At 69.6% G+C, this 6,491-nt stretch carries 6 protein-coding genes; 4 read left to right on the top strand and 2 right to left on the bottom strand.

Translation table 11 applies throughout. From position 1 onward, the window contains the following. From G3N93_RS31705 to G3N93_RS31690, 4 genes are all read left to right on the top strand, one after another. A partial coding sequence (locus tag G3N93_RS31705; RefSeq protein WP_206134725.1) for a PLP-dependent aminotransferase family protein occupies positions 1–1,070 on the top strand: 1,070 nt, incomplete at its 5' end. A 443-nt stretch (positions 1,071–1,513) separates the two neighbouring features. Then, the gene (locus tag G3N93_RS31700) at positions 1,514–3,103 is read left to right on the top strand and encodes a trypsin-like peptidase domain-containing protein (protein WP_206134724.1); all 1,590 of its coding nucleotides are present in this window, start codon (positions 1,514–1,516) and stop codon (positions 3,101–3,103) included. Positions 3,104–3,331: 228 nt separating this feature from the next. Next, the gene (locus G3N93_RS31695; RefSeq protein ID WP_206134723.1) at positions 3,332–4,543 is read left to right on the top strand and encodes an MFS transporter; all 1,212 of its coding nucleotides are present in this window, start codon (positions 3,332–3,334) and stop codon (positions 4,541–4,543) included. 147 nt (positions 4,544–4,690) lie between these two features. Then, positions 4,691–5,230: a DUF4303 domain-containing protein gene (locus tag G3N93_RS31690; protein ID WP_206134722.1), complete on the top strand. Its 540-nt coding sequence runs from the start codon at positions 4,691–4,693 to the stop codon at positions 5,228–5,230. A gap of 70 nt (positions 5,231–5,300) precedes the next feature. On the opposite strand, the gene G3N93_RS31685 is transcribed toward G3N93_RS31690, so the two are convergent. Both G3N93_RS31685 and G3N93_RS31680 read right to left on the bottom strand, forming a co-directional pair. Further along, on the bottom strand, positions 5,301–5,999 hold the full coding sequence (locus G3N93_RS31685) for a fumarylacetoacetate hydrolase family protein (protein WP_034191239.1): 699 nt from the start codon (positions 5,997–5,999) through the stop codon (positions 5,301–5,303). Between the two features lie 125 nt (positions 6,000–6,124). After that, positions 6,125–6,491: helix-turn-helix transcriptional regulator (locus G3N93_RS31680; RefSeq protein WP_206134721.1), on the bottom strand; the 367-nt coding region annotated here is incomplete at its 5' end.

Genomic DNA, 6,491 nt, shown 5'->3' with positions numbered 1-6,491 from the left:
TCACGCATTTCCCGGCGGACGCGTGGCGCCATGCGATCGACCGCGCACTGCGCCGCGCCGGCCGCGACCTGCTCGGCTATGGCGATCCGCTCGGCGAGCGCGCGCTGCGCGAATCGATCGCGCGCCATCTGGCCGTGACGCGCGGCGTGCGCTGCGATCCCGAGCAGATCGTGATCACGGAAGGCGCACAGGGCGCGATCGCGCTGTGCGCGCAGTTGCTGACGAACCCGGGCGATACGGTGTGGGTCGAGGAGCCCGGCTATCGCGGCGCGCGCACCGCGATGCAGGCGGCCGACCTCGACGTCGTGCCGATGCCGGTCGACGCGGAAGGGCTGCGGGTCGAAGAGGACGACTGGCGCGAGCGGACGCCGCGCCTCGTCTATACGACGCCGTCGAACCAGTTCCCGACCGGCGCCGTGCTGTCGATCTCGCGCCGGCTCGCGCTGATCGATGCCGCACGCCGGCATCGCGCGTGGATCATCGAGGACGACTACGACAGCGAATTCCGTCACACCGGCGAGCCGATCGGCGCGATGCACGGGCTCGCGCCCGATTCGCCCGTCGTCTATCTCGGCTCGTTCAGCAAGACGATGTTTCCGGCGCTGCGGATCGGTTTTCTCGTGCTGCCCGACGCGTTGCTGGCGGCGGTGCGGCCGGTGTTGCCGGAGATGCTGCGCGGCGGGACGCGCCACGTGCAGCTCGCGCTGGCCGATTTCATCGAGACGGGCGAGTACGGCCGCCATCTCGGTCGCATGCGCCGGCTGTATCGCGACCGGCGGCGGTTGCTGCTCGCCGCGCTCGACGGCAACCTGAGCGTGCCGCATCAGATCGAGGGCGGGCCGTGCGGGCTGCATCTCGCGCTGCGGCTGCCGGCGCGCTACCGCGATCGTGCGATCGTCGACGCGGCGCGCGCGCATGGCATCGGGCCGTTTCCGTTGTCGGGTTTTTCGATCGATGCGGCATCGGCGGGTAACGGGCTCGTGCTCGGTTTCGGCAATACGTCGGCCGATGCGTTCGAGCCGATGTTGCGGATGCTGTCGGCGATCGCGGAGCGGGTGGGTGGGGCGTGACATGAGGGCGGTCGGTCGCGCGGGTTGCATCGCCCGTCACAGGTGATTTCCGCTACCGTATCGCTGCGATTTCACTTCGGGATCCCGACAAGAGCATCGAGTCATGAATGCGCGAGCTGGATCGGTGATGGCGGGCGATCGCTCGCCTCTCGAAGAGGCGTCGACCTCCAGGTAGAGCGAAGGTGCGCGTGCATGGCGTTGCCCGCCACGAACCGCTCACTCCCACGCACGACAATCGGACTTGTGCGGATTGACGAATCGCGCACTTTGTTCGAAACGGCCACCGTCGCGGCTCCGCGCCTGCCGTACCGCCCGGCATTCGGGTTTCGATTCGTATGTTCGAACAGGCCGCGTGGACTATAAATGGATGCGTGTACCGGTGCTTGTCGGGCGCCTGCGCGTCTCGCGCAGGTCGGCGCCGCGACTCCCGGGGGAGGTGCACTGTGGTTCGCCAGACGCTTGCTCGCGCCGTGCTTCGCACCGCGTTGATCGGGGGCGTGTTTGCCGGCTGTTTGCTGCCGCCGCCGGCCGTCCTTGCCGGAACCCTCGCGCCGCCCGTCACGCCACATCCGATGAAGCAACGGCCGGCCGCGACGCCTTATACGATGCCGGTCGATTTTCCGGCGATCGTCGACCGCTACGGCCCGGCAGTCGTGACCATCATGACCGCCGCACCCGACCAGCAGGCCGGCGGGCCATCCGTCACGATCCTCGATCCCGACGATCCGCTCGCCGCGTTCTTCCGGCACGACGCACCTCCGCCCGCGCAAGGCCCGCAGGGGCAAACGCAGGCGCAACCCCAGCCACAGGCTCCGGCACCCGACACGGCGCCGCGCACGGTATCGGGCAGCGGCTCGGGTTTCATCGTCAGCGCCGACGGCCTGATCCTCACGTCCGCCCACGTGGTCGACGACGCGACCGACGTGACGGTGCGGCTCACGGACCGCCGCGAATTCAAGGCGACCGTGCTGGCCGTCGATCCGCAAAGCGATGTCGCCGTGCTGCGTGTCAACGCAACGAAGCTGCCATTCGTGCGCGTCGGCGATTCGTCGAAGGTACGCGCGGGCGAACCGGTGATGACGATCGGTGCGCCGGACGGATCGGGCAACACGGTCACGGCCGGCATCGTCAGTGCGACGTCGCACCGGCTGCCGGACGGCAGCGCGTTCCCGTTCTTCGAAACCGACATCGCGCCGAACCCCGACAACTCGGGCGGCCCCGTGTTCAATCGCGCGGGCGACGTGATCGGCATCGCGGTGCAGGTCTATACGGGCGCCGACCGTTACGCGAGCATGACGTTCGCGATCCCGATCGCGTTTGCCGCAAAGGTGCGTGCGCAACTGCAGAAGCAGATGCAGGCGCAGCAGTCCCAGGCGCCGGATGCGTCGTCGCCGGGCAATGCGATCGGCGTCGACGTGCAGGATGTGGGCATCGGGCTCGCCGCGGCGTTCGGGCTGCCGCGTCCGGCGGGCGCACTCGTCAACGGCGTCGCGCCCGGCTCGCCGGCTGCCGCGGCCGGCGTGAAGCCCGGCGACGTGATCGTGAAGCTGGGTGACAAGACGATCGGCCGCTCGGCCGAGCTGAACGCCCTGGCCGCCGCGCTGCCGCCCGGCCAGAAGGCGCCGCTGCGGCTGATCCGCAACCGCGCGCCGGTGATGCTGCCGATCACGGGCGCCGACGAAGCCGCCGGCAACGCGGGTGCGACCGTCGGCATGGCCGCGCCGAAGGCGGCTGCACGACCGGGGCCGGGGGCAGGCGCGAGCGACGGCGGCGACCGTCTCGGGCTGACGATGCACGCGCTGAGCGACGACGAGCGCCGCTCGACCGGGCTCGCGGTCGGGATGATGGTGGACGCGGTACACGGCCCGGCAGCCAAAGCGGGCATCCAGCCGGGCGATGTCGTGCTGGAACTGAACGACACGCTGCTCGAGACGCCCGATGACATACCGACGCTCGAAGCGAACGGCAGCGTGATCGCGGTGCTGATCCAGCGCAACAACGCACGGAAGTTCGTGTCGGTGCATGCGCGGTAGGGCGTTGACGCGGCCGGTATCGTCGGCCTACCATCGTCCGATCTCGCACGCAGTCAGCCAGGCAATCAGGAGCCATCCGGCATGAAAGCAGCATTCATCATCGTAGTAGTCCACAGGCGCAGGGTCCGGTAGCGGCACCGCGCCGGCACCCATGCGCCCCCGACTCGTTCGGGGGCTTTTTTTTTGCATTGCGCACGGCCGTGCGGCACGTGCATGGAGGGCATCCGCTTGCAATCGAACCTGCCGATCGCTTCCGAACGGGCGTCGCCGAGACTCGCGACGCTGATCCTGCTGTGCGCATGCTCGGTGCTGCCGCTGAGCCTGTTCCTGCCGTCGTTGCCGGCCATCGCGAGCGACCTGCACGCCGACTATGCGCTCGTCGCGTTGTCGCTCGGCGGTTACGCGGCGGTGGCCGCGTCGCTCGAATTCGTGATGGGGCCGCTGTCGGACCGGTTCGGGCGGCGGCCGGTCGTGCTGGCGAGCGTCGGCGTGTTCGCGCTCGGCTCGCTCGGCTGTGTGATGGCGACCGATATTCGTGCATTCCTGGCATGCCGGCTGATGCAGGCGGCGATCACGTCGGTCTATCCGGTGTCGATGGCGACGATCCGGGATACCGGCGGCGGTGCCCGAGCGGCGAGCCGGATCGGCTATGCGGCGATGGCGGCCGCGTTTGCGCCGATGCTTGGCCCGACGCTCGGCGGCGCGCTCGACCAGACGATGGGCTGGCGCGCGAGCTTCTGGCTGCTCGGCGCGGTAGGCATCGCGCTGTTCGTCTGGTGTGCGTTCGATCTCGTCGAAACCCATGCGAACCGGTCGTCGAGCCTCGGGCAGCAGCTTCGCGCGTATCCGGCGCTGTTCCGTGCGCGCCGCTTCTGGGCCTATGCGCTCTGCATGGCGTTTTCGACCGGCTCGTTCTACGCGTTCCTGGCCGGCGCGCCAATCGCCGCGCAAACGGTGTTCGGCATCGCGCCGGCGGAGATCGGCTTCTACATGGGGACCATCACGGCCGGTTTCGTGTGCGGCAGCTTCCTGGCCGCGCGCTACGCGCGCCGCTACGCGCTGGCCACGACGATCCTGTGCGGACGGGTGGTCGCGTGCGCGGGGCCGTTGATCGGCCTCGCGCTGATGTTCGGTGGCGCGACGCAGGCGATCGCATGGTTCGGGCCGTGCGTGCTGGTCGGCATCGGCAACGGGCTGACCAATCCCGGCGCGCATGCCGGCGCGGTGTCGGTGCGCCCGGACCTGGCAGGGAGCGCGTCGGGGCTGGCGGGCGCGATGACGATCGCCGGTGGCGCGGCACTTTCGTCGCTGACGGGGGCGGTGCTGACGGCCGGCAACGCGGGCTATGCGCCGCTCGTGATGATGCTGCTGTCGGCTTCGATCGCGCTGGCGGCGGCCGTCTGCGTGCGGGTGTTCGATGCGCGGGACGCGGGGCAGTGAATGCGGCGGCGCGGAACCGGGCCCGGGTATGGGTGCGCTACCGTGCCGCGGGCGATTGGCGGACAATCGGTCGAATATCGGGAGACGACGAACCCTCCGCGCACCGCGTCCTGTCCGACGCGCGCAGGGCGACTGGACGAGGATGCGATGAGCGACTTTTCTGATTTCCAGCGGGAGATTGCCGACGCCGCGAGGGCGACATTCAGGGCGCTGCGGGCGCTGCACCCGGACGAGCATTTCTACGCGTTCGCGCTGTATACCGACAGCGGCGCGATGACGGTGGTGCCGGCGGCCAATTCGGTCGAGGGGCTGCGCCGGATCCGCGAGCAACAGGCCGTCCCGGACGACGACCCGTGGTATGCGTGGGGCTTTTCCGAATGGGCGTACGCGGCGGCGGAAGCGTCGCCGTTCAATGCGATCTGCGGCAAGCTCGCCGATGACGTGCTGAGTCCGCAGTTTGTCCGGTCGAGATTCCCGGAATTTTCGCGGCAACTGCACGCCGACATGATCGCGGCGTTGCGCCTGCTCGACCGTGAAGGCCTGTTCGGCACGGGCGACGAGAGGGCGGCGATCACGCTGTTCGTGTCGATCAGCGACGACGACGCTGCCGAGGCGCTGGAAAACGAATCGGCGAGGGTGCTGAATCCACCGGCCGTCGCCGACGCATTCCTGCGCCGCTACGACTGACCAAAATCGGGATATCGCACGGCGGCCCCGGGCAGGCGGCCACCATGCGTGCTGCGTGACGACTTACGACTTACGGCTTCGCGCCCACGACGAATTCGAACGTCGCGACGCCGTCGACGCCGCCCGTGACGCGGTCGCCGGGCTGCAGCGCACCGACGCCGGCCGGCGTGCCGGTGAAGATCAGGTCGCCGGCCTTCAGCTCGACCGAGCGCGACACATACGCGATGACGTCGGGCACGGCCCAGATCATGTCGGCAAGGTCGCCTTGCTGGCGCGTGTCGCCGTTCACTGCGAGCCAGATGCGGCCCGTCGCCGGGTGGCCGGTGGCCGATGCCGCGCGCAGCGCGGTCACGGGGCCCGATGCGTCGAAGCCCTTCGCCCAGTCCCACGGACGGCTCAGCTTCTTCGCTTCGGCCTGCAGGTCGCGGCGCGTGAGGTCGACGCCGACGCCGTAGCCCCACACGTGCGACAGCGCGTCGGCCGGGTCGATCGACCGGCCGTCCTTGCCGATCGCGACGACCAGCTCGATTTCATGATGAAGGTCGTTCGTCAGCGGCGGGTAGGCGACGGTGCCGCTGGCCGGGACGATCGCGTCGGCCGGCTTCGTGAAGAAGAACGGCGGTTCGCGGTCGGGATCGGCGCCCATTTCGCGCGCGTGGTCGGCGTAGTTGCGGCCGACGCAGAAGACGCGGCGCACCGGAAAGCGCGCGGACGACTGTTCGACTTCGACGGAAGGACGCTCGGCAGCGTCGATGACATAAGCGGACATCGGATGGCCTCGTTCGGTGGGAAGACGGATGCCGCGCCCGTGCGGCACACGGGCCGGCATGCGTGAAACGATACCCGACGCCCGTGCGGCCGGATGCGACGCAACTGCGTTTTACCGGGACAAAACTACGCGTCGGCGGCCGCCGGTGCGTCGTCGCCGTTCGGCAGCGCGGCATTCGCGTCGCGGTACGCCTTCGGCGACACGCCGACCCGCGCACGGAAGCGCCGCGCGAAATACCCTTCGTCGCGGAAGCCGACCGAGCGCGCGATATCCGCGATGCGCCGGCTCGTGTGGGCCAGCAGCGACTGCGCGAGCGCGATCCGGCGCTCGGTCACGAGATCGGTGAAGGTGCTGCCGGTTTCCTTGCGAACGAGGTGCGCGAGGTAGTTGGGCGACAGGAACGCGGCCTCGGCAGTTGCGGCGAGCGTCAGGTCTTCACGCCCGCCGCCGGCGCAACCGATCCCGTCGACGCGGTCGTTGCCGGTGCCGCCC

The organism is Burkholderia sp. Se-20378, from assembly GCF_017104665.1.
In the GTDB taxonomy this organism is placed as follows: Bacteria; Pseudomonadota; Gammaproteobacteria; order Burkholderiales; family Burkholderiaceae; genus Burkholderia; species Burkholderia lata.
The sequence above is the reverse complement of the archived record's forward strand: the minus strand, read 5'-3'. Positions and strand labels throughout refer to the sequence as shown.

Bases quoted from the DNA above. Each gene is read 5' to 3' on its own strand.
- G3N93_RS31690 (WP_206134722.1), top strand. From the start codon at position 4,691: ATGAGCGACTTTTCTGATTTCCAGCGGGAGATTGCCGACGCCGCGAGG.
- G3N93_RS31685 (WP_034191239.1), bottom strand. From the start codon at position 5,999: ATGTCCGCTTATGTCATCGACGCTGCCGAGCGTCCTTCCGTCGAAGTC.